At 41.1% G+C, this 22,023-nt stretch carries 21 protein-coding genes; 5 read left to right on the plus strand and 16 right to left on the minus strand.

Going from position 1 to position 22,023, the window contains the following annotated elements; translation table 11 throughout:
* Positions 1-30: 30 nt before the first annotated feature.
* The 15 genes from FET73_RS00595 to prmB all read right to left on the minus strand — a co-directional run bounded on the left by FET73_RS00595 (position 31) and on the right by prmB (position 14,844).
* Positions 31-285, minus strand: a complete 255-nt coding sequence (locus FET73_RS00595; RefSeq protein WP_154221984.1) for a YfhL family 4Fe-4S dicluster ferredoxin — start codon at positions 283-285, stop codon at positions 31-33.
* A 10-nt stretch (positions 286-295) separates the two neighbouring features.
* Positions 296-1,591: a prephenate-dependent tRNA uridine(34) hydroxylase TrhP gene (gene trhP, locus FET73_RS00600; RefSeq protein WP_154221985.1), complete on the minus strand. Its 1,296-nt coding sequence runs from the start codon at positions 1,589-1,591 to the stop codon at positions 296-298.
* Between the two features lie 67 nt (positions 1,592-1,658).
* Positions 1,659-2,162 carry a DUF2165 family protein gene (locus FET73_RS00605; RefSeq protein ID WP_154221986.1) on the minus strand — a complete coding sequence of 168 codons (504 nt, stop codon included), beginning with the start codon at positions 2,160-2,162 and terminating at the stop codon, positions 1,659-1,661.
* Positions 2,163-2,196: 34 nt separating this feature from the next.
* Positions 2,197-2,538 (minus strand): hypothetical protein, encoded by a 342-nt coding sequence (locus FET73_RS00610; RefSeq protein ID WP_154221987.1) that lies wholly within the window; start codon positions 2,536-2,538, stop codon positions 2,197-2,199.
* 191 nt (positions 2,539-2,729) lie between these two features.
* Entirely contained in the window at positions 2,730-3,245 is a 516-nt protein-coding gene (locus FET73_RS00615) for a GNAT family N-acetyltransferase (RefSeq protein ID WP_154221988.1), read from the minus strand.
* Between the two features lie 354 nt (positions 3,246-3,599).
* Positions 3,600-4,832 (minus strand): bifunctional folylpolyglutamate synthase/dihydrofolate synthase, encoded by a 1,233-nt coding sequence (locus FET73_RS00620; protein WP_154221989.1) that lies wholly within the window; start codon positions 4,830-4,832, stop codon positions 3,600-3,602.
* A complete protein-coding gene (gene accD, locus FET73_RS00625; RefSeq protein WP_154221990.1) occupies positions 4,813-5,724 on the minus strand; it encodes an acetyl-CoA carboxylase, carboxyltransferase subunit beta in 912 nt (303 codons plus the stop codon). Before accD ends, FET73_RS00620 begins: the two co-directional genes overlap by 20 nt.
* Before the next feature lie 32 nt (positions 5,725-5,756).
* A complete protein-coding gene (trpA, locus tag FET73_RS00630) occupies positions 5,757-6,554 on the minus strand; it encodes a tryptophan synthase subunit alpha (RefSeq protein ID WP_154221991.1) in 798 nt (265 codons plus the stop codon).
* The gene (gene trpB / locus FET73_RS00635; protein WP_154221992.1) at positions 6,551-7,756 is read right to left on the minus strand and encodes a tryptophan synthase subunit beta; all 1,206 of its coding nucleotides are present in this window, start codon (positions 7,754-7,756) and stop codon (positions 6,551-6,553) included. Before trpB ends, trpA begins: the two co-directional genes overlap by 4 nt.
* On the minus strand, positions 7,753-8,385 hold the full coding sequence (locus FET73_RS00640; protein WP_179952031.1) for a phosphoribosylanthranilate isomerase: 633 nt from the start codon (positions 8,383-8,385) through the stop codon (positions 7,753-7,755). The genes trpB and FET73_RS00640 overlap by 4 nt, the downstream gene beginning before the upstream one ends.
* 1 nt (position 8,386) lies before the next feature.
* Positions 8,387-9,145, minus strand: coding sequence for a tRNA pseudouridine(38-40) synthase TruA (gene truA / locus FET73_RS00645; protein WP_154221994.1), 759 nt, complete (start codon positions 9,143-9,145; stop codon positions 8,387-8,389).
* 53 nt (positions 9,146-9,198) lie between these two features.
* A complete protein-coding gene (locus FET73_RS00650; protein ID WP_154221995.1) occupies positions 9,199-11,718 on the minus strand; it encodes a motility hub landmark protein FimV in 2,520 nt (839 codons plus the stop codon).
* A 111-nt stretch (positions 11,719-11,829) separates the two neighbouring features.
* Positions 11,830-12,855 (minus strand): aspartate-semialdehyde dehydrogenase, encoded by a 1,026-nt coding sequence (locus FET73_RS00655; RefSeq protein ID WP_154221996.1) that lies wholly within the window; start codon positions 12,853-12,855, stop codon positions 11,830-11,832.
* Positions 12,852-13,925 (minus strand): chorismate synthase, encoded by a 1,074-nt coding sequence (aroC, locus tag FET73_RS00660; protein WP_154221997.1) that lies wholly within the window; start codon positions 13,923-13,925, stop codon positions 12,852-12,854. Before aroC ends, FET73_RS00655 begins: the two co-directional genes overlap by 4 nt.
* The gene (gene prmB, locus FET73_RS00665; RefSeq protein ID WP_179952032.1) at positions 13,912-14,844 is read right to left on the minus strand and encodes a 50S ribosomal protein L3 N(5)-glutamine methyltransferase; all 933 of its coding nucleotides are present in this window, start codon (positions 14,842-14,844) and stop codon (positions 13,912-13,914) included. Before prmB ends, aroC begins: the two co-directional genes overlap by 14 nt.
* Positions 14,845-14,925: 81 nt before the next feature.
* Between prmB and FET73_RS00670 the strand changes: the two genes are divergently transcribed.
* From FET73_RS00670 to FET73_RS00690, 5 genes are all read left to right on the plus strand, one after another.
* A complete protein-coding gene (locus tag FET73_RS00670; protein WP_154221999.1) occupies positions 14,926-15,522 on the plus strand; it encodes an SCO family protein in 597 nt (198 codons plus the stop codon).
* Positions 15,519-16,361 carry an archaetidylserine decarboxylase gene (asd, locus tag FET73_RS00675; RefSeq protein ID WP_218944234.1) on the plus strand — a complete coding sequence of 281 codons (843 nt, stop codon included), beginning with the start codon at positions 15,519-15,521 and terminating at the stop codon, positions 16,359-16,361. Before FET73_RS00670 ends, asd begins: the two co-directional genes overlap by 4 nt.
* Positions 16,362-16,412: 51 nt before the next feature.
* A complete protein-coding gene (locus FET73_RS00680) occupies positions 16,413-17,165 on the plus strand; it encodes a hypothetical protein (RefSeq protein WP_179952033.1) in 753 nt (250 codons plus the stop codon).
* Positions 17,166-17,575: 410 nt separating this feature from the next.
* On the plus strand, positions 17,576-19,582 hold the full coding sequence (locus tag FET73_RS00685; protein ID WP_154222001.1) for a S8 family peptidase: 2,007 nt from the start codon (positions 17,576-17,578) through the stop codon (positions 19,580-19,582).
* A 262-nt stretch (positions 19,583-19,844) separates the two neighbouring features.
* Complete coding sequence (locus tag FET73_RS00690; RefSeq protein WP_154222002.1) at positions 19,845-21,131, plus strand: TolB family protein; 1,287 nt, start codon at positions 19,845-19,847, stop codon at positions 21,129-21,131.
* Position 21,132: 1 nt separating this feature from the next.
* On the opposite strand, the gene FET73_RS00695 is transcribed toward FET73_RS00690, so the two are convergent.
* Positions 21,133-22,020, minus strand: coding sequence for a DMT family transporter (locus FET73_RS00695; RefSeq protein ID WP_246172625.1), 888 nt, complete (start codon positions 22,018-22,020; stop codon positions 21,133-21,135).
* Positions 22,021-22,023 lie beyond the last annotated feature (3 nt).

A 22,023-nucleotide genomic window follows, 5' to 3' on the forward strand; every position in this document is an offset into this window, starting at 1 on the left:
TACTTTTAGAGGAAGAATAACAGGACAATTTTACTGTGAGTCACCATGGATGCGGATAAATTTTTCTAACAATTCAAGCTCACTTTCTGGGCGATCAGGGTCAGGTATGATGCAATCAATTGGGCACACTTTGATGCATTGCTCCTCATCATAATGGCCTTTGCACTCAGTGCACAAATCTGCATTAATTTCATAAATTTCTGTACCATAACTGATGGCCTCGTTGGGGCATTCAGGGTCGCACATGTCGCAATTGATGCACGCTTTGGTGATGGTTAAGGCCATGGGCTGCTAACTACTGGCTGTTAAAGCGCATGATCAAAGCCAACTCTGGCGTTTCAATTGCTTGTGGTAAAACAATATCCACCACATGACCTGACCCTTTGGCATCATCAATTATCGCGCCATTTTTATCATACATTTCGGTGAGCCTGAAGGTGAAATTACCTTGGGTCGTCATGACTTCCAAATCATTACCCACGACGAATTTATTCTTAACTGCCACTGTCATTCGTTTGCCTTTGGCAGCAATCACTTCACCCACAAATTGTTGCGTTATACTACTGGAATGCCCTTGCTCATAGTTTTGCGTTTGTTGGTGATTGTGGCGGCGAAGAAATCCTTCGGTGTAACCACGATGCGCCAAATGACTAAGCTGAGTTGACAAGCTGACATCCAAGGGTTTGTCATTGACCGCATCATTGATGGCTTTGCGGTACACCTGTGCGGTTCTGGCACAATAATAATGGGATTTGGTTCGGCCTTCAATTTTAAGAGAGTGCACGCCCATCTTGACCAAACGCTCCACACAAGCCACAGCCATCAAGTCTTTTGAATTCATGATGTATGTGCCGTGTTCATCTTCATCAGTCGGCAAATAATCATCCGGTCGGCCTTTTTCTTGTAACAACACCATCTCATCAGCACCAAGCGCCCGCGGCAAAGGGATCACATCACCATGTTGGTTTTGTTTTGCAGGGTGGACGTCGTATTGCCAACGACAGGCATTGGTACACGTGCCTTGATTGGGGTCGCGTTTATTGATGTAGCCAGACAACAAACAACGGCCAGAATAAGCCATACACAAAGCACCATGGACAAACACTTCCAGTTCCATATCTGGCACTTTGAATCGTATTTCTTCAATTTCATCCAAAGACAACTCACGTGATAAAATCACTCGCTCAATACCTTGGTTTTGCCAAAATTTAACCGTCGCCCAATTCACTGCATTGGCTTGAACTGACAAATGAATCGGCATGTCAGGGTATTGTTCACGTACCATCATGATGAGCCCCGGGTCCGACATGATCAACGCATCAGGCCGAAGCTTAATCACGGGGTCAATGTCCCTTAAATATGTTTTGAGCTTGCTGTTGTGTGGTGCAATGTTACTTACCACATAGAATTGTTTGTTGAGTTGATGTGCTTCATCGATACCAATGGCCAAATTTTCTAAATTGAATTCATTGTTTCTTACACGCAAGCTGTATCTGGGTTGACCGGCATACACCGCATCGGCACCATAGGCAAAGGCATACCGCATGTTCTTTAAACTGCCGGCAGGTGACAGCAACTCTGTAGCTTTCATGGTGCACAATATTTGATAAAGTGCGGATTTTAGGTGAAGTGAAAGCCAGCTATGGCTTGATTTATGCTTATTTTAAAGTAATTTGACTTTTATCATCCTGCCCAACAAACAAAGCCACCACGCCAATTAAACAAGCATAGCGAAATGCGGACCCCAATACAGGTCCGCGCATGGCATCAGAACGCCACAACTCAAACCATGATTCAGCTACAACAATAAAACCAAAAAACAGCATAAATATAGCGATGCCACAACCTGACAATGCCCAAACCTTGGCTTGATTGTATTCATTTGATTCAGCAGTCCTTTTTTGCCACAATTTTAGTGATCCAATAGTGCACAACAATGCAGTCAGTAGTTTCGATGTCACAATGAATAAAGCGCCCAACCACACAAGCCAAGAGGCATCGGTGGCTTGCCATTTATCAGTGCCACCTTCGAAAGTGACCATTGAAGTGGTGGCTTTGACTGCCCCTAAAGTACCACCCCAATCCATCAAGTTATGCAATGCACCAACATAACCCCAAGAGGCTACTGCCAATACCAACATGATTTTGACAAAACGTATCATTTTAATCCCCTCTATTTAAATTCCAACTCCAAACTCAGTCATACCAGCCTTTAAGCTGTTCCATACTGACGCCACAATTTTTAAACACTGTCTTAACTTCATCAGTTTCTTTTTTGGAAGCCAAGTTAAGGTATGAATGCGTTTTCAAAACACATTTGACTTGTTGCTCTGATACGCCAAATTCGCCCAGTTCTTTGATGGCCGCGCGGTTAACCACTTTACCCATACGCTTTCTGACTTTGGCTTTATACGCTTCTTTTTCTTTGTCACTCAGCCCAGCGCTGTTGTCTTCTTGTGTTGCTGCAACTTCTTTATCAACCACTTCAGCTCCACAAGATGACAGCACAAACGACATGACCAAAAAAACCGCTAACATCAGAATTTTATTTAATAAAAACATCTCTTCCCCCTTGTAGTTAGTTAACAAACCATTACTATTATTTATTTGGCTATCCTTTTTGTCAATCAATGTGCCCAATATCCAAACTTTACCTCAACCTTATAACCAAAAAGATTACTGAGGATGTAAGCCATAGCCTGCACTTCTGTACCTTCAGTAACAATAAGTTAAATATTGAGTTTATAGTGCAATCTGGTGAAAGGCACACCGTCGACAAAACTGTCTTCTTCTTGAGTCAAAACGGCACCTAATTTTTCTACGGCCTTTCTTGATCGCTGGTTTTGTTTCGCCACATGGAACCAAATGACTTTAGCCCATGAAGACACATGATTAATCATCAAATCTTTCAGTTCTTTGTTGGTGCCCTTGCCCCAATAATCACGACCAATGAAAGTGTAGCCAATGGCGATGGATTGCTTTTCAGGATCAATGTCATAATAACGACTTGAACCAATCACTTGTTCTGTTAGTTTATCTATTATGACAAAGGCCCTTTGTGATTCCAAAGCAGGCATGAAGAAGTGCTTTCTGAAATGGCCTTCTTGGTAGCGGTTACTTGCAGGGTGTTGTGCCCAAATTTCAGGATCTGATGCCACCTGATACAAAGCATCAAAATCTGATTCAGACAATGGCCTGAGTTTGATTTTATTCCCTGAAATTATTGTCAGTAAATTAATCTTCATTTTTTATTGAAATATTGTTATTTTATGTGATTTTATTTTTCACAGACACATCACCCCAACGACCTTTTAGCTCTACTTCAATCATTGAAAGGAATGATTTATAGTGGTCAATTATGGGCTCGTAGTAAGAAAATTCTACTTTTGACGTCAGCTATTTTTCGGGGGGATTGTCATTGTCTTTAGATTTGATTGGGGAAGTTAGCCAGTAATGAAATTGAAGTTTGTATAATTTATATAAAAACCACAGTCAAATTAATGATGTACATATATCCCCTTTACTTATTGTAATCAATTTTCAACAATGTATTGGGGAATAATGTTGCACTTTTTGCAACTAAAATGGCTTTTATCGTTTTATTCAGCAGATAAAACTTCATCTAGCACATGAAAAGAACCAAATACCAATAAGCGGTCCTCAGCTTGAGTACATCGTTTTGCCAGGTCGTATGCCTCTTTAGGTGAACTGAAACATGACAGTAAACCCACATGGTCAGCCATGGTGATTTTTAAATCTTTAAGTGGGCTTGCGCGATCACCTTGTAATTGGAAAACAAACCAATGATCAATGAGGCCATCAAATGTGGGCAACCACGTTTCTAGCTGTTTGTCTTTAAGCACAGAAAAAACTGCCCTGGTTTGTCCTGATATGGGGTTTTGATTTAACCATGCTGCCAAGGCATGTGCAGACTGGAAATTATGGGCCACATCAGCAATGACTGATGGTGATTCACTGATGGTTTCTAAACGCCCTTGTAAGTGAATTTTTTGTAAAGAATCAGACACATCCTTTTGATTTAAACCATAGCCCAGTCGAGATAAGGTATTAATAGCAGCAGCGGCATTTTGGATTTGCCAGTCGCCTTGTAAATTGGGACGAGCCACTGGATTCAATTTCAATTCAGCACCAAGGTACTCAAAAGAATCATTCAGTAGTTTAATTTGATAATCTCGATTAAGTATATGGAGGTCACAAGATATTTCTTGAGCATACTTAACTACGCTTTTAGGACAATCCATTGAACCAAAGGTTGCCACTTGATCGGTCCTCAATACACCTGCTTTTTCTTTACCAATGGTTTCCTTGTCATTCCCCAACCAATCAACATGGTCAATATCCACGCTTGTGATGATGGCAGCATCTGCATCCAAAACATTAACCGCATCTAAGCGACCTCCTAAACCGACCTCCATCACTTGAACATCGACTTCTTTTGAATCAAAAACACAACAGGCTATCAAAAATGCATACTCAAAATAGGACAATGAGATGTCGGCTTGAGCGTCTGTTATGCGTTCAAACGCAGCTACGATCACATCATCAGACACGGGCGTGCCATTGATGCAAAAGCGTTCATTGTATTTAAAGATATGCGGCGATGTGAATGTGCCTACCGTTTTACCTTGACCTTGTAATAATGCACTGAGAATGGCGACGGTTGAACCTTTGCCGTTAGTTCCAGCCACAGTAATGGTTTGTTTGGGTTTTAAACTGAGGTTTTGATGCACCTGTTTAACACGTGCCAAACCAAGATCAATTTTGTCTTGGTTCAGCGTGTTTAACCAATCATCAAGCGTCTTTTTGCTCATCGGCTACGATGACTTCATCAGGCTCTATGGCTTGATCGATTCGTGGTAAAAATAAATCCAATAAGTTTGAAATTTTGTCGCGCATGTCATGTCTTGAAACAATCATGTCTATGGCGCCGTGATCCAATAAAAATTCTGATTTTTGAAAACCTTCAGGCAGTTTTTCTCGAACGGTTTGTTCAATCACACGAGGACCTGCAAAACAAATCAAAGCATTGGGCTCAGCAATATTCACATCTCCCAACATCGCCAAAGAAGCTGAAACTCCGCCAGTTGTTGGGTTTGTCAACACCGAAATATAAGGCAAGCCTGCTAACTTCATTCGACTCAATGCGGCCGAAGTTTTTGACATTTGGAACAATGAAAACAAAGACTCTTGCATTCTTGCACCACCTGAAGACGAGAAGTTAATCAGTGGCAACCCCTTTTCCAAAGCCACATGAGCAGCCCTAACAAAACGCTCACCAACCACAGACCCCATTGAGCCACCCATGTAACTAAAGTTGAACGCAGTAACAACCACATCACGGCCGTTTAATTGGCCTTCAACAGCAACCAAAGCGTCGGTTTCACCTGTTTTCTTTTGTGTAGCAGTGGTTCGGTCCTTGTATTTTTTGCTGTCTTTGAACTTCAAAGGATCTTCAGGCTTAATGGCTGCACCAATTTCCACTTTATCACCTTCATCTAAAAAGTGATTGATTCGATCTCGACCAGTTAATCGCTCATGGTGTCCGCATTTAGGGCAAACACGCCCTTGCTTTAAGAAATCAGGTTGATACAAAACGGCTTCACATTGGCCGCATTTGTCCCATAAACCTTCTGGAATATTTTTCTTTTTACCACCGCCTTCTGTACGAATGCGCGATGACATGATTTTTTGAAACCAACTCATATTCAGTTCATTTTATTGTGGTGAACAGCAAATTATAACGAATTCAACGCGATTCGGATAGGTTTTAAGAATGACTCAATGGTAGAAACCACAGATTTTTCATCAACACAGTTACCTAGTAACTTAACCAAGGCGCTGCCAATCACAACCGCATCAGCCTGTTCAGCAACAGCTGTAGCCGACGCCGCGTCCTTTACTCCAAAGCCCACAGCAACCGGTAACTCCCCTAATGCTTTCAGCTTTAACACGTCTTTATTCACAGATTCACTGTCCAAATCAGCAGAACCAGTGACACCTTTCAAGGCCACATAGTAAATAAAACCAGTTGCCGATTGCATGATGTATTTAATTCTTTCATCAGTCGTTGTAGGCGCTACCAAAAAGATTTGGTGCATGTTCTTTTCTGCTAGCAGTTTTAACAACTGCTCAGATTCTTCTGGTGGAGAATCAACCAACAACACGCCGTTAATACCACATGCATTGGCTTGTTTTACAAATTCTGAATAGCCAAAACATTCAATTGGGTTTAAATATCCCATTAATAGCACTGGAGTGGTAGTGTCATTTTCTCTAAACGAAGACACCATAGACAAAACGTCATTTAAACCAACCCCTTGCGCAATCGCAGACTCTGAAGACAACTGAATGACTTCACCGTCAGCCATTGGGTCCGAAAAAGGAATACCCAGTTCAATCACATCTGCCCCATTGGCAACCAATGCATGCATGGCTGAAACGGTTAATTCTGGTTTTGGATGCCCTGCTGTGATAAATGGCACCAACGCTTTTTTACCAGCCAATTGTTCAAACTTTTGTGTTAATAAACTCATACCGAAACCCCTTCAATGGCGGCAATAGTGTGTACGTCTTTGTCTCCACGGCCGGACAAATTGATGACGATATTTTTATCTTTATCCATGGTTTTAGCCAGTTTCATGCCATAAGCAATGGCGTGTGAACTTTCCAAGGCAGGCAATATGCCTTCAACCTTTGTCAATGTGTGGAAGGCATGCAATGCTTCATCGTCATTGATGGTGACATATTCAGCACGACCCGTGTGATTTAAAAAAGCATGTTCAGGGCCAACACCAGGATAATCTAAGCCTGCAGATATAGAATGGGTTTCAATAATTTGGCCATCGTCATCTGACATCACATAGGTTCTATTACCATGCAACACACCCACCTTGCCTGCTGTAATTGAAGCCGCATGTTCACCAGTTTCAACACCGTGACCACCCGCTTCCACACCATATAACTTGACCGATGCATCATCTAAAAACTCATGGAACAAGCCCATCGCATTAGAGCCTCCGCCAACACAAGCAACCAAAGCATCGGGTAAACCGCCTATCTTTTCAGCCGCTTGACGTTTCACTTCTTGACCAATTACTGCATTAAAATCACGCACCATCGCCGGATATGGATCAGGCCCTGCCACTGTTCCGATGATATAAAACGTATCATCAACGTGGGTTACCCAGTCACGCATGGCTTCATTTAATGCATCTTTCAATGTTTTAGAACCTGAAGATACAGATCGCACTTCTGCTCCCATAAGTTTCATTCTATAAACATTAATGGCTTGACGTTGAATGTCAACTTCACCCATATAAACAACACATTCCAAACCCATACGTGCGGCAACTGTGGCAGTCGCAACACCATGCTGCCCTGCACCAGTTTCTGCGATGATTCGCTTTTTGCCCATCGCTTTGGCCAATAAAATTTGACCAATGGTATTATTAATTTTGTGCGCGCCAGTATGGTTTAAATCTTCACGTTTTAGCCATATTTTTGCGCCACCCATTTGTGTAGTTAATCGTTCAGCTAAGTATAAAGGTGAAGGACGGCCAACATAGTCAGCTAAATCATTTTGAAAACGCTGTTGAAATTCAGGGTCGTTTTTAAATTTAGAATAAGCTTCTTTTAGCTCTTCTAAACAATGCATTAAGGTTTCTGAAGCGAACTTGCCGCCAAAGTCACCAAAATGTCCTTTATCGTCGGGGTAATTTGCGTAAGTAATGGTCATGATGGGTTTACCAAATGAAATAATTGTTTCATTAAAAGTGGCGATTTTACGCCACGTGAAGATTCAATGCCACTGCTGACATCGAGATATTGTGTTTGTGTTTGATTAATGGCTTGATTGATATTTTCAATATTCAAACCACCAGCCAAAATTAGCCTGTGCCTTAACTCAACAGGAAAATTAAACCAGTCGAAAGCTTCGCCTGAACCACCCAACTGCCCTGATTGATATGAATCTAATAAACAATACTCAGCATCATGGTAACAATTAACTGATTGCACCCATGGCTGATTATCAAGCATGGCTATGGCTTTCCAATAAGTGTGGTTAAACTGACGGCAGAACTCGGGTGTTTCTTGGCCATGAAACTGCAACACATCAGGCTTTACTCGTGCCAAAACTTCTGCCACGTATTCGGCAGTCGGATTAACAAACAAAGCGACAACTTTAGGTTTTTTTGAAGCCGAAAAGTTCCTTAAATGTAATGATAATTTTTCCCCTTCTTCAATTGTCACATAGCGTGGACTTTTAGACACAAACACCAAACCTATGGCATCTATGCCTAACTTACTGGCCAATTCGACTTCTTCTTTTTGCTTTAATCCACAGTATTTAATTTTGATGGTCACATTATATCCTTGGTATTTCAAAACAATCGGGGTAAGTCACTCCTGCAAAAACCAAACCATTTGGCGCTGCGGTAACTCCCGCCTTTCGGCGGTCTTTACTTTCAATGATTTCACCCATCCAACTCACTGGCTTTTCCCCCTTTCCTATGGGAATCAAAACACCCATGACATTTCGAATCATATGATGCAAAAAACCATTGGCTGTAACATAAAAATGTATCAACTCACCTTCGCGAACAACACGTGCTTCCGACACCGTTTTGACTGGCTCTTTTGATTGACAATTACTTGACCGCAATGCAGAAAAATCATGAGTCCCCAATAGAATTTCTGCAGCCTGTTGCATCTTAATTTCATCAAGGGGCATCAATTCCCAGGTCAAATGATGGCGATTTATTGCCGGTTTAACATTCCGGTTAAGAATGGTGTATTGGTATGACCTTGTTAACGCGGAAAATCTTGCATGAAAATCATCAGCAACTTGTTTAACCCACAATACTGATATAGCCCTGTGGTTTGAGGAATTTATCCCCAACCGCCACTGTCGATCAGAACGATTGGCAGTTGTATCAAAATGAATTACTTGGTGACGAGCACTCACTCCTGTATCAGTTCGTCCACAACAAAAAACGGACACTGGTTCATTGGCAACTTGGCTGATTGCTTGCTCTAGGCAACTTTGTACTGTATTGCCCTGTTTTTGACTTTGAAAGCCAAGAAAAGGTTCTCCATCATATTCAATACCACAAGCAATACGCATAAAAAAAGCCGGACTATAAAATCCGGCTTATTATAGGTCATTATTGACTTAGTTTACATATCATCTAGCAGCTTCTTAGCCATTTCAATTTGCGATTCATCACCTTCAGCAGCGACTTCTTTTAACAAGTTTTTCGCACCGTCTTTGTCACCCATTTCCAAATAAGCCTTTGCTAAATCGATCTTGGTATCAATCACATCACCATCTTCTAGCATGTCATCTAAATCCAAACCTAAGTCAATTTCAGAATCATCTGCTTCAGTAGTAACTTCTAAAGATTCAGTCGAATCATCAGAAATATCAAGCACTTCATCAAACGCATCTTCAGAAGCATCTGCTGCCTCAGAAACAACTTCTTCAGCTTCTTCAGCTATTTCTTCTAGTTCATCATCAAGGTCAAATTCAAAATCTTCATCTAATGAAAAGTCTGGCTCTTCTTCTACTGCTTGTTCTACAGCTTCAACTGCTTCTTCTCCATCACCAGACAAAGAGTCTAATGCGTCATCAATTTCATCAGACAAATCACCATCTGTAGCATCATTTGATTCTTCTAAATCATCTAACTCACTTAGGTCAAAATCAAAATCTTCATCTACATCAAATGACTCTTCTAAAACCTCTTCAGTATCTTCAACAACGTCGTCAACAGCACCTTCAATCTCAGAATCAAGCTCATCATCAGAATCATCATTCAAAAAGCCATCTAAATCAAATCCATCATCTACATCTGAATCACTTTCTTCGTCAACTTGTTCTGGCTCAGTGATGGCCTCAGGTTCATCATCAAAGCCTTTGAAAATGTCTTCATCTTCATCTTCATTTTCTTCATCGCTTTCAAAATCAATTTTTTTGTCTAAATCTGCCAAAACATCATCCGCCATATCTTCAACTGGTTCGGTTTCAATTAATGGCTCATTAACTTTGGTATCTTCAGTTTCGGTTGATAAGTCTTCAATTTCACTTTCTTTACCATTGTTTCTTGATTTAATGTCATCTAAAAAGCTGGTTTCTTCAGCCACATCTTTGTTTTTAGACCTTAAAAACTTAGGAACAAATATCAATACCAACAAGGCTAACAGTCCTAAAGCCAACCATTGTAAATTTTCCATAATCCAATTAACCCCCTTATCTACCATTGATTCTTCTTTATTTTGCGGTATTGAAAGCGCTTTTACTTCAGTTTTCACTGGTTCAGCTTCGACAGCTGTACTTTCTTCAGAATCAGTCTCTGATTCTTCACCAACAGATAAATCTGTAATCATTGACTCAGGTTCAGCAGCCATTTCTTCTTCAGTTAAAGCAACCGATGGATCATCACCCCAAACATCGTCAGACTCACTTGATGTGGCTTCTTCTGTAACAGTTTCGTCACTGTCAGTAAATTGATCTTCTAGGTTTGCTAAATCGTCACTTTTTATTTCCAGTGCAGCTTGTTGCACTTCAACAATCCCTTCCAGTTCTGATAATCGCTCTTTCAACTCTGCATTTTCAGAATCTTTGTTATACAACTCTTCTGCTGTTGCGCTTTCATTCAGATTTTCATAACTTTCGCCTTCCAAGCCTCCATTTGAATCTTCCTGATCTGTACTTCCTGCCAATTCAACACCATAATCAATGGTTTCAGCCACTGCTTCTTCTGGCTCAGAATAATCAGGTTCGGTGGTTTGAAAACTTGAGTAACTTTCTTCAGCTACTTGGCTGGGAGCCCAGGTGTCATTATGTGAACGAACCAAGTCCAATGCATCAGTTTGACTGATTGACTGTAATTCATTGGCATCAGGAATCATCAACCGACTGCCTTTGATCAACTGATTGATGTTGTTGTTAGCAAACGCCTGAGGGTTGCTATTAAACAAGGCGGCCATCATTTGATTGGTGGTTAATGCACTGGGTTTATTTTGATTTGCTAAACGCCACAATGTATCTCCAGACATCACTTCTATTGAACCAACAGTCGTATCGTAGCTAACTGCTTCCTCAGGTTCTTCATCCGTAACGTTTTCTACAGTATCTTCAACAGCATTTTCTTCAACATCAAATTGATTGCCTTCAGAAGCCTCAACCCTGGTTTGAACCTGTGGGGTTTCATCAACAGCGTCTGCAACCTCTTCAATAATTTCGGATTCTTGGTTAGTTGTTTCTTGTGCAACTGGAGTTTCAGTGATGATTTGACTGCTGCTGTAAACTGGAGGATCAAGTAAGATGGTAAATTCACGGAAAATTCGACCATTACCCCAATTAACATCCAGCAACAAAGAAACAATCGGCTCACTGACTGGCCCAGAAGAGGAAACTTTGATTAACAGTGGATTTTCTTCATCTATTGACACACTGATATTACCAGGAACAAAGGACCTATCTAAACCTACTTTTTTATAGTCTTCTGCACTGGCTAATTTAACATCAAGACCAGATAAATCCTCATCATCACCAATCATTAGGTTAATGCTGGCATGCAAAGGTTGATCCAGTGCGGAATGTACCTGTATGGTCCCCATTCCTAGAGATTGGGTGTCTTGTGAAGCCAAGGTTAAGCCCATTACTAAGCCTAGTAAAATAGATTTTTGTTTCATAATTTTCACTGTTTGTCGCTGTGTTTAGTACAAAAGAACGCTAATAACTTTTAGATATTAACCAATTCTACAATAAATTACCAAGAAATTATCTAAAAAAAACGTGCTAACTTACTCTTTATCCAGTAATTTTATCAGCTCTTCAGCTATTTGAACACTGTTCAAAGCCGCACCTTTCCTTATGTTATCTGAGACAATCCACATATTGATACCATGGTCAATTGATATGTCTTCACGAATTCTACTCACATAAACAGGGTCATTCCCTGCACTGTGAACAGAAGGTGATGCAAATGACATACTGGCAGGGTCGTCCATCAATTCAACACCCGCTGTATTTTGCATTAAAGATTTAACTTCGTCAGCAGTAATTTTGGCAGTTGTTTCGATATGGACTGCTTCTGCATGACCATAAAATACGGGCACTCGAACACATGTTGGATTCACTCGCACCGAACGGTCTCCCAATATTTTTTGGGTTTCCCAAACCATTTTCATTTCTTCACGGGTGTAACCATTGTCTTGAAACTCATCAATCTGAGGAATCACATTAAAAGCAATTTGTTGAGAAAAAGCGTTGTTTTGTAACGGCCTGAAATTCAACAATGAACGGGTTTGTTCCGATAACTCATCAATGCCCTTATTACCCGCACCTGAAACAGACTGGTAAGTTGCCACATTGATGCGCTCAATGCCTACTTTTTTATGAATGGGCGCCAAGGCCACCAACATCTGAATGGTTGAGCAATTGGGATTGGCAATGATGCCTGTTTGTTTGAATTCAGCTATTGCTTCTGGGTTCACTTCAGGCACCACAAGCGGCACATCTTCTTCATTGCGGAAATATGACGTGTTGTCAATCATCACACAACCTGAGTCAACACACTTGGCTACATATTCAGCAGAAACAGCCGCACCAGCTGAAAACAAAGCAATGTCCGCCTTACTGAAATCAAAATGTGCCAAATCAGCAACTTGCACTTGTTTTTTATTGAAATCTATAAAGTCACCAGCACTTCGTTCACTGGCCAAAGGGAATATTTCATTGATTGGAAACTTTCTTGATTCCAAAATTTCTAGCATGGTTTTACCCACTGCACCTGTGGCGCCAACCACTGCTACATTATATGTTCTCATTTAACTTTTCCTGATTTGGTTTGTGCGTGGTGCCTGAGCAGATGATCCATTAAGACCAATGCCATCATGGCTTCCACTATAGGTGTTGCTCGTATCCCAACACATGGATCGTGCCGACCTTTGGTCACCACCTCAATGGCTTCACCATGAATATTTTCACTTCGACAAGGGATTCTTAACGAAGATGTGGGTTTAAATGCCACACTTACCGTGATAGCCTGCCCTGTAGAAATACCTGCTAAAATACCACCGGCATGGTTACTCTGAAAATTGCCATCGACAATTTCATCTCTGTGAACAGAGCCTTTTTGCGGGACAGAATCAAATCCAGCACCGATTTCTACACCTTTTGAAGCATTGATACTCATCATGGCCAGCGCCAATTCAGCATCTAACTTTCCATATACTGGCTCACCCAATCCTGCGGGTACATTGATTGCTTCCACGTCGATGCGAGCACCCACTGAATCACCTGACTTTCTTAATTCATCCATGTAATCTTCAAGTGCAGTAACTTGAGCCACGTCGCCAGTAAAAAAAGGATTGTCGTCCACTTTTGAAACATCACCTTTTTCCAGCTTTATCTCACCAAGCTGAGACAGCCAAGCTTTTATCTCAATATCATGATTTTCTTTCAACCATTTCTTAGCCAATGCACCGGCTGCCACACGCATGGTCGTTTCTCTTGCTGAAGAACGACCGCCACCACGGTAGTCACGGATACCGTATTTATGCCAGTAACTGTAATCTGCATGTCCGGGCCTGAATGTTTCAGCAATATTTGAATAGTCTTTGCTTCTGGCGTCTGTATTTTCAATCAACAGTGCTATTGGATGACCCGTCGTTACTCCTTCAAAAACACCAGAAACAATTTGTACATCGTCTTTTTCTTTACGCTGTGAAGTGTGGCGTGATTTGCCCGTGGCGCGACGTTCCAATTCGACCTTAATTTCTTCAACAGTAATCGGCATACCTGGTGGAAAACCGTCCAAAACACAACCGATTGTGCTGCCATGGGATTCACCAAATGAAGTGAACACCAAATTCTTACCAAAACTATTGTGTGACATGTGTATTTAAGAACTCCTCAAAATAGGGTTTGAATTTTAACAAATCTGCCTTACTAAAAACACAAATACCCTGACCATCTCCCAGAAAATCGTCTGTTTCATCAGAAGAAAAATCCAACCACATGAAGTCAACATTCGGTAACGCTGTTGTCAATGCCTGGTCATAAAAGCCCACTTCTAAAAACAAATAACCTGCTTCAGTTAAATAATCAGCTGCTTGAGACAATATTTTCACTGGAATTTCCAGTCCATCGCGCTCACTGACCAAGGCCATTTTGGGCTCGTGAATAAATTCTTGGGGTAAATTTTTATACTCTGTTTCATCCACATAAGGCGGGTTGGTAACGATCAAGTCGTATTGTTTATCCAAACTTTCAAACAAATCAGAGTGTATCAATTGTGTATGTGAATTCAATGCCAGCGCCTGCTGGTTTTCCTTGGCTAAACTTAATGCATCCTCACTCAAGTCGGACAAATCCACTTGGCAATGCTTAAAATAATGCGCAATCGCCAATCCAATACAGCCTGACCCCGTACACAAATCCAAAACGCCTTTTACTTCATCCATGTTTACCCACGGTGAAAATCCACAGTCTATCAATTGGACAAAAGGAGAGCGAGGAACCAACGCCCGTTCATCAACTTTAAAATCAAGTCCTGCGAAAACAGAAAACCCCAACACATATGCCATGGGTTTTTGTGTCTTAATCCGCTCTTCCAAAAGCTGATTTGCAGCTGAAATGACTTCAGGAGATACTGCATCACCTGTCATTTGATTTAACGTTTCAAAATCAACAGCCAACATTTTCATCATCAACAGCAGCACTTCATCTTCTGCAGTAGTCACACCGTGACCATAAAATACTTTTGATGCTTGCAGTTGCTCACACAAGTTATGGAACAATTCTTTGACGGTCAACATTTCGCTCAATATAAAAAAAGGCTACAATGCCTGTTTTTACCTTGTGGGTCAATCACTAATTTGCCCTTATAAAAAAATATGCTGAAAAACTTATTGATACTTTCTATTGCTTGGCTGTTAAGCGCTTGTCAGCCCAACGACCCAATTGAATACCAAAATTTAAAACTGTTTCCTCAAGGAAAAGCATTTTCTGGTTTCAGTTTAACCAATCAGAACAAAGAAAAAATAGATGAAAATGCATTCAAAGGTAAAACATCTGTGGTATTTTTTGGTTTCACCAATTGTCCTGACATCTGCCCAACCACTTTACAGGAACTGAAATTAACCGACAAGCTATTAAAAAAGGCAGACAAACCGAGTCCGGACTTTGTTTTTATATCAGTTGATCCAGACAGAGATAAGCCTGAAAACTTAAAAAGCTATATTGAATATTTTAATCCTGACTTTACAGCCGCAACGGGAAGTGATGCCAACATATTGTCTCTGGCATCTCAATTGGGTGTTGCGTATCATGTTGAAGATCATGATGAAGCGCAAGTGGTTTATGATGTAGACCATTCTTCAGCCTTATTTCTTATCAATGAAGCTGGTGAACGAATTGGTATATTTCCAGCACCACATAATGCAGCCACTTTGGCCGCAGACTTGACCTTATATATGGAGCAACAATCATGAGAATCATTGCATTGGCATTCCAATACATACTACCCCACCGCATGCTATCAAGACTCATGTACCATTTGATGCGCATTCGCTTCAAACCCATCAAGCATTTCACTTTGAACAGAATGATCAAAGCATTCAATATCAATTTAGATGAAGCCGCTAGTGCCAATTACGATGATTATGAGCATTTCAATGCTTTTTTTACCAGGGCATTAAAGCCAAGTGTCCGACCCATTGACACCATGTCAGACAGCATCATTTCACCCGTTGATGGCGTGATTTCGCAAGTGGGTCAAATAAAAGATGGCAGAATCTTTCAGGCCAAAGGCCACGAGTTTACTTGTAAAGAACTGATTGCATCCGAGTTTGATGAGGATTTCAGGAACGGCTCGTTCATAACCATATACTTGTCACCTAAAGATTATCATCGCATGCATGCGCCTGTGACTTGTGAATTAAAATCCATGCGCCACATCCCAGGCCGTTTATTCAGTGTGGCTGATTGGACCACGCAAAAAATCCCACGTTTATTTGCACGCAATGAAAGGTTGGTCAACATATTACAAACACAAGCAGGTAAAGTGGCTTACGTTTATGTGGGTGCCATTTTGGTTTCAAGCATGGAAACAGTTTGTAATGGTGTCATCACACCACCGTATGCCAGTCAAGTTACAGACATCATTCCTGAAGGCAAAACCCATTATAATAAGGGCGATGAAATGGGACGCTTTAATATGGGTTCTACTGTTATATTATTGTTTCCAAAAGACAGCATGGCGTTTGAACCAGAACTTCAAGCCGGGTCCCCACTTAAAATGGGCGAACGCATGGGCACAATGTTACAATAAACATTGGATTCCAATAGGGAACTTTTTATCTAAAACTCAGTCAATATCTGCATGAAAACTTTTATTTTTATCTTCATTACAACAGCATCCATGATTGCCTCCGCGCAAACAGCACTTCAAGACATGCAAGATTCAGAGTTCCTGCCAGAATCTAATCCCGATCATCAATTTGACTATCAAGAAGTCAAAAAACAAACATTTACTGACTTTGAAAGTGCGGCCAAGTGGGCTGATGTAGTCGCTATTGCGCAGTTAACCAACATTGACTACACCAAACAAAGGGCACTCAATGCTGAAGGTCAAGCATACTTAACAGTCCGGGTAGGATATAAAGGTGTACAAAAAAATGAACTGCTGATTATAAACGCCAAGGGTTTTGAAAAAGAAGCCTGTTACTTTCCTGATAAAGAGGGAGTCGAAGGACAAAGGTACCTGGTTTTCCTAAAGGCCACAGCATCAGATGGAGAGTACACAGGATTTAAACCCTTATGTCAGCTACCTATCCTATTGACTGATACAGGTCAATATGCACTCAAATACCCTTTGGATACTGAAATTCCAGTTCCTGATACATTGGTTAAAAATTTATCCTACAAAGATCCACATGCCACAATTGACACATCTGAATGGACTCACCTTAAACGTGAAGAAATTGCAGAAAGTCAGTTCATGGAACTAACAGAAAAAGATGACCTGTTTCAAAAACGTTTCTTTTTAAGCTATACCAAAGGCATCATGATGTATGAAATCAGAAAATTGATGAACATACCGATTCAACCCAGAATCACTTCTAAACAAAAATAAGTCATCAAATTGCCAACACCGACCTTTTTTTGGCTGATTTTTAACTAAAAACCAGCCAATAAACCCAACTTTCCACCTCCTTAAATGGTTATTACCACGTTTCAGTTCACATTTTTAAAATAATTTTAAAAATTATTTTTTATGTTATTGTAAGTCTTCAAAACATATAAAGTATTTTTTAAACCCATTTATCCTTTATATACAACAACTTAATCAACTCTCTAAATTAGAATAAACTAAAATACCATTGAATTCGCATTAGTATTTTTCATGCATTAGATAAATTTAATTTGCAATCACTTCACTTATATATACAATCATTGCGTCACAAAAAAACAAAAACAAATAATGTGACAAAAAGGGTTAACTATTAACTCATTAGTTTTAACAAAATAGAGGAGAGTTATCTAATGCAAAAATTAGATGGTGGCACGAATGTGTCAAATAATTCATTAAAGACAGCAATCACGCGTTCATTGATGGTTGCAACAATGGCAATGTCATGTCAAACAGTTCTCGCACAAGACGGTTCAAGACCTGGTGCGGACTATTCAAATCAAATCAGCGGCTTGAACAGTGAAAAAACCATTCCCGGCGCCTACATCGTTGTTTTGAAAGATGACGAAGTCAACAGTTATGCAGCTACTTTAACTGTCAGAGAAGGTGGTTCACAGCGAGCACAAGCGGTACAAAACATGGCCGTAGATATGGCTACAAGAGCTGGTGGCGAATTGGTTCGCACCTACTCTAACTCAATTAATGGTTTTGTTGTCAATTCAAGAGCTGTTGGCTTAGTTGCTAAATTAACCAACGATCCTCGAGTAGCCTTTATTGAAGCTGATCAAAAAGTTTCTATCGGTGCAACACAAAATAACGCCACTTGGGGTTTAGACAGAATCGATCAAGCTAATCTACCATTAAACAACTCATACAGTTATGATTACAACGGCAGCGGTGTAAATGCTTATGTAGTTGATACAGGTGTGCGCACCTCACATAACGAATTTGGTAACCGCGGTTCATCCGGATATACAGCCATTAATGACGGCAACGGCACTTCTGACTGTAATGGTCATGGAACACATGTTGCAGGTACTGTAGCTGGTTCTACTTACGGTGTTGCTAAAAATGCCAATGTAATCGCTGTACGTGTACTGGGCTGTGATGGTTCTGGTTCAAACTCTGGTGTTATCGGCGGTATTGACTGGGTTGCTCAAAACCACGTTAAACCTGCTGTTGCTAACATGAGTTTGGGTGGCGGTGCTTCATCTGCTACTGATAACGCAGTACAAGGTGCTGTTTCTGCTGGTGTGACTATGGTTGTAGCTGCTGGTAATGACAACTCTAACGCTTGTAACTACTCACCTGCACGTGCGGCCAATGCCATCACTGTTGGTTCAACATCAAGCAACGACAGACGCTCATCTTTTTCTAACTACGGTAACTGTTTAGATATTTACGCACCTGGTTCAAGCATTACTTCTGCATGGTATAACAGCAACTCTGCTACCAATACCATCAGTGGTACTTCAATGGCTGCACCTCATGTAGCTGGTGTTGCTGCTTTGTATTTGCAAAACAATCAAAATGCTTCTCCTGCTCAAGTTCAAGCAGCTATTGAAAATATTGCTGTAACAGGTAAAGTAACAGATGCTAAGTCGGGTTCGCCTAACATATTGTTACAAAACTTCGCCGCTGGTGGCGGTGGTCCAGTAGATCCACCAACAGGTGGTAGTGAATTGTCAAATGGCGTAGCCAAAACTGGCTTGTCAGGTTCACAAGGTTCAGAAACTTTCTTCACTTTAGACGTACCAGCTGGTGCAACTGATTTGAACTTTGCCATGAGTGGTGGTTCAGGTGATGCAGACATGTATGTCAAGTTCGGAAGCGCACCAACTACTTCGACTTACGATTGTCGCCCTTACAAAAATGGTAACAACGAAGACTGTGCATTTGACCCAGCTCAAGCGGGTACATATCACGTGATGTTACGTGGCTACAGCTCTTTCTCTGGCACCTCTTTAACAGGTAGCTTTACAGAAGGCAGCACAGGTCCTGGACCAGGCACAAACTTCTTTGAAAATACAGACAATGTAACCATTTCTTCTGGAGCAGCCAACACAGTGAGTTCTTACATCAACGTAACACGCACTGGTGCATCTGGAAGCATCACTATTAAGTCTGACATCGTTCATACTTACCGTGGTGACTTAGAAGTTAAGATTTACGCACCAACTGGTGAAAATGGTACTGTTCATGCCCGCACTAACTCAAGTGACAGCGGTGACAACTTAACTTTAGATGTCACTTTGAATGCCGGTACCATCGAGTCTAGCGGCCAATGGCGTTTAGAAGTCACTGACCATGCTAACTATGATGGCGGTTATATCGATGCTTGGAGCATTGAGTTTGAATAATTAATTATTCAGAGCTTTAGACTAAAAGGGAAGCTTCGGCTTCCCTTTTTTGTTGTTCAAAACAACTAAATCATATTTATCAAGCCATTCACAATCATATTTTACTGGTCAGCAGGTTCGATGAAAAAGAGCCGACTGAGGTAGCACTTTTACTGAAGGCATTTATTCCATTCTTCCCTCTGCTGTTTTTTGCTATAATCAAATAAGGGATAAACATTTGTGTGTTTTATTTAAACCATAGGACAAATTAAGGAGGATCATTGTGCACCTGATTTTAATATTTATAGCAGTGGTTGTACTCTACCTGTGGTGGCAAAACTATTTTTCCCAGACAAACTCCGTCACATCGAATCAAGTACCAAATCACTCCGACCATTACACCATCGCTTTTTTGTCGCATGGCAAAATCTTTTGTCGCAAACCAGCAGGTGACATCAAGGAAATCCACAGCCCATTCATACAGGGAGTGGTAGAACGTACCGAAAAATCTAAACAACTCCACAGTTGGAAAGAAGGTACCACTTTTGACGTGTCAGCAGGCGGCGGTATGAGGACACACAAATCTGCGAATATTGAGTTACACGCCACCTCCTTCCAATTTGTTTCAACAGATCATGTGATATACGCATTAAAAGACAACAGTGTTGGCGGTCTGTTTGGCCAAAACCTCATCGATGGCACTGAACAAAGGTTGATTCATAAACAACACTTATTACTCGAAGATTTAGCCATCAATCCAGATGGCACCCAAGTATTGTGTACCTCTCTCAACCAAAACGGTGCTGCAAATATCGGAATCATAAACATAGACGGTAGCGAATACCACGAATTGACATCTGGTGATACCATCGACACACACCCTGCCTGGGTACAAAATGAGCCGCATAATATGTTGTTTCAATCTATTGGCATTGCACGAAATGAGCACGGCTATCAAGCAGCACATGGCCCCGCATCAATACAAATGCTTAATACCAAAGAGGCTGAATTGGAAGCAGTCAAAGAAGCTGAAGATAAAGATTACTTACAACCTAAAGTTGCTCCCGACGGTTGTCTTTATTTTATCCAACGCCCATATGAAATACCTCAATATGCCACCAAAAACCAACTCACAGACACCCTACTCTTTCCTTTTCGATTGCTGCGCGCATTGTTCCATTACTTGAACTTTTTTTCTTTGATGTATTCTCGCAAGCCACTAACGTCTGCCAACGGTATAGAATCGCAAGCCGACTTGAAAAACATCCTTGTCAAAGGCAAACATTTTGATGCCGAACAGGCATTGAAAACTGGAAAAAAGGTGAATGGCGTGCCTTCTGTGGTACCTCAAGACTGGCAACTCATCCGTCGCACACGCTACGGTGAAGAAAGCGTTGTTGCAAACCATGTCGCTTCCTATGATATCGCTCAAGATGGCAACGTAGTTTTTACCAACGGCTATGGTGTATTTGTCATTAAACCAGGGTCTTTACCCACATCGGTTTTTGAAGGTAAATTAATCACGGAAGTCATCATTGACAAAGTGAACTCAGTTCAAAAACCCACCTGATTCATACTGAATTTGGCATGTTTTTTTCTTTTTGTAAGATGAACAAAGTGGCACCAACAATCAAAGCTGAGCCCAACCACAAAGCACCTGGCGGCACATAATGAAAAACCACCCAGCCAGCCAAAACATTCAGTGGCAACTTTATCAAATCAAAAGGTTGAACAAAGGAGGCATCTGCTTTGACATAAGCTTTGGCAATAGACCATTGCGCCAAGGCCACCAAAACACCTGACAACACCAAAAGATACCACATACCAGGCGTAGGCGCAGTAAAATTAGGTACCGCCAATATAAAATTAAATGGCGCAATTAAAATCAACAAATACACCACCAATGAACCCTCTGATTCAGTATCCGCCATGGTTTTTATCATCAATGAAGAACCCGCCCAAAAGAAAGCAGCTGCCACGGGTAACAATGCGGCTAATTGGAAATCATCATTCCATGGAGCCAAAATAATTAAACTGCCAACAAATCCAACAAGCGTTGCCATCCATCGCGCCAAACCAACCTGCTCTTTTAAAATCAAAGCCGACCCCATGGTCACGAACAAAGGTGATGTCATAATCAAGGCAATCGCTTGCCATATCGGCACAGGATAGGCCAAAGCTGCCATCCAAAACTGAATACCTATCACCGCCAATATCACCCTGAACACATGGGCTTTCATGCGTTGTGTTTTCAATGCCGTCATCAAACCCGCATTTAACAGCCAAGGCAGCATACAGATAAAAGAGATGAAATACTGGAAGAAAGCCACAACTGTACTGTGTAAGCCTAAGTTGGCACTTAAGTATTGACTGGTGGTGTTTACCACCGCGAAGCTGGCACCAGCCAAAACCATCCACATGGCTGCCTGTACAGGATGGTATTTATTTTTTTCAGTCATGTG

It is taken from the genome of Marinicella rhabdoformis (assembly GCF_009671245.1).
Taxonomy (GTDB): domain Bacteria; phylum Pseudomonadota; class Gammaproteobacteria; order Xanthomonadales; family Marinicellaceae; genus Marinicella; species Marinicella rhabdoformis.

Excerpts from the sequence above, each read along its gene's own strand:
- trpA (WP_154221991.1), bottom strand. The coding sequence starts at position 6,554 with ATGAGTTTATTAACACAAAAGTTTGAACAATTGGCTGGTAAAAAAGCG.
- FET73_RS00670 (WP_154221999.1), top strand. The coding sequence starts at position 14,926 with ATGCTGAAAAACTTATTGATACTTTCTATTGCTTGGCTGTTAAGCGCT.
- aroC (WP_154221997.1), bottom strand. The coding sequence starts at position 13,925 with ATGTCACACAATAGTTTTGGTAAGAATTTGGTGTTCACTTCATTTGGT.
- FET73_RS00695 (WP_246172625.1), bottom strand. The coding sequence starts at position 22,020 with ATGACTGAAAAAAATAAATACCATCCTGTACAGGCAGCCATGTGGATG.
- FET73_RS00680 (WP_179952033.1), top strand. The coding sequence starts at position 16,413 with ATGAAAACTTTTATTTTTATCTTCATTACAACAGCATCCATGATTGCC.
- FET73_RS00610 (WP_154221987.1), bottom strand. The coding sequence starts at position 2,538 with ATGTTAGCGGTTTTTTTGGTCATGTCGTTTGTGCTGTCATCTTGTGGA.
- trpB (WP_154221992.1), bottom strand. The coding sequence starts at position 7,756 with ATGACCATTACTTACGCAAATTACCCCGACGATAAAGGACATTTTGGT.
- FET73_RS00595 (WP_154221984.1), bottom strand. The coding sequence starts at position 285 with ATGGCCTTAACCATCACCAAAGCGTGCATCAATTGCGACATGTGCGAC.
- accD (WP_154221990.1), bottom strand. The coding sequence starts at position 5,724 with ATGAGTTGGTTTCAAAAAATCATGTCATCGCGCATTCGTACAGAAGGC.
- FET73_RS00620 (WP_154221989.1), bottom strand. The coding sequence starts at position 4,832 with ATGAGCAAAAAGACGCTTGATGATTGGTTAAACACGCTGAACCAAGAC.
- FET73_RS00655 (WP_154221996.1), bottom strand. The coding sequence starts at position 12,855 with ATGAGAACATATAATGTAGCAGTGGTTGGCGCCACAGGTGCAGTGGGT.
- asd (WP_218944234.1), top strand. The coding sequence starts at position 15,519 with ATGAGAATCATTGCATTGGCATTCCAATACATACTACCCCACCGCATG.
- FET73_RS00650 (WP_154221995.1), bottom strand. The coding sequence starts at position 11,718 with ATGAAACAAAAATCTATTTTACTAGGCTTAGTAATGGGCTTAACCTTG.
- FET73_RS00685 (WP_154222001.1), top strand. The coding sequence starts at position 17,576 with ATGCAAAAATTAGATGGTGGCACGAATGTGTCAAATAATTCATTAAAG.
- truA (WP_154221994.1), bottom strand. The coding sequence starts at position 9,145 with ATGCGTATTGCTTGTGGTATTGAATATGATGGAGAACCTTTTCTTGGC.
- FET73_RS00615 (WP_154221988.1), bottom strand. The coding sequence starts at position 3,245 with ATGAAGATTAATTTACTGACAATAATTTCAGGGAATAAAATCAAACTC.
- FET73_RS00605 (WP_154221986.1), bottom strand. The coding sequence starts at position 2,162 with ATGATACGTTTTGTCAAAATCATGTTGGTATTGGCAGTAGCCTCTTGG.
- trhP (WP_154221985.1), bottom strand. The coding sequence starts at position 1,591 with ATGAAAGCTACAGAGTTGCTGTCACCTGCCGGCAGTTTAAAGAACATG.